Origin of the sequence: Clostridium sp. AF19-22AC (assembly GCF_003479085.1) — a bacterium.
GTDB lineage: Bacteria > Bacillota > Clostridia > Lachnospirales > Lachnospiraceae > Faecalicatena_A > Faecalicatena_A orotica.
Map to the genome: position 1 here is coordinate 1 of NZ_QUGN01000061.1, position 1,308 is coordinate 1,308.

At 52.0% G+C, this 1,308-nt stretch carries 1 rRNA gene; it reads right to left on the reverse strand.

Annotated features, from left to right (window positions below):
• Nucleotides 1-1,308 (reverse strand): 23S ribosomal RNA (locus DWX43_RS27230); the annotation flags it as partial.

Genomic DNA, 1,308 nt, shown 5'->3' on the forward strand with positions numbered 1-1,308 from the left:
GCAGTCAGCTCACACACTTCGCTACTATAAGTTCGCTCCGCATCACATCTTCGGGTTGCACACCGGATTTGCCTGATGTACCCCTACCCTGCTTGCCCCGGGTATTCCACCCCCGGGATGTGCTCTCTCCCTGCGTCCCCACAGTTCTGTCATATCATAGTACAGGAATTTCAACCTGTTGTCCATCGGCTACGTCTTTCGACCTCGCCTTAGGCCCCGACTTACCCAGAGCAGATCAGCTTTACTCTGGAAACCTTAGATATTCGGCCGGAAGGATTCCCACCTTCCTCTCGCTACTCATTCCGGCATTCTCTCTTCTTAACGCTCCACTGCTCCTTACGGTACAGCTTCGCCGCTGTTAAGAATGCTCCTCTACCAATTGACATTCATCAATTCCCAAGCTTCGGCAGTGTGTTTCAGCCCCGGACATTTTCGGCGCAGGACCTCTCGACTAGTGAGCTATTACGCACTCTTTTAATGGATGGCTGCTTCTGAGCCAACATCCTAGTTGTCTTCGAAATCCCACATCCTTTTCCACTTAACACACATTTTGGGGCCTTAGCTGTAGGTCTGGGCTCTTTCCCTTTTGACTGCCCAACTTATCTCGGACAGTCTGACTCCCATACATCATCTACACGGCATTCGGAGTTTGATATTCTTTGGTAAGCTTTGACGCCCCCTAGGAAATTCAGTGCTCTACCTCCGCAAGACTTGAATATGAGGCTAGCCCTAAAGCTATTTCGAGGAGAACCAGCTATCTCCGGGTTCGATTGGAATTTCTCCCCTATCCACACCTCATCCCCACCCTTTTCAACGGATGTGGGTTCGGTCCTCCATTGCCTTTTACGGCAACTTCAACCTGGACATGGATAGATCACCCGGTTTCGGGTCTACTCCGGCTGACTTGGCGCCCTCTTCAGACTTGGTTTCCCTTCGGCTCCGCACCTTCAGTGCTTAACCTTGCCAGCCGGCGTAACTCGCCGGACCGTTCTACAAAAAGTACGCGGTTGCGCATATAAAGCGCTTCCACAGCTTGTAAACATATGGTTTCAGGTTCTCTTTCACTCCCCTCCCGGGGTCCTTTTCACCTTTCCTTCACAGTACTATGCGCTATCGGTCACTAAGGAGTATTTAGCCTTACGGGGTGGTCCCCGCACGTTCCCACAAGGTTTCTCGTGTCTCGTGGTACTCTGGATACCGCCATGTCAGCTCGTCTTTCGCCTACGGGGCTTTCACCCTCTCTGGCCGGCTTTCCCAAAACCGTTCTGCTAAACTTGCTGAATCAATTGTGCGGTCCGAACCCCAGGG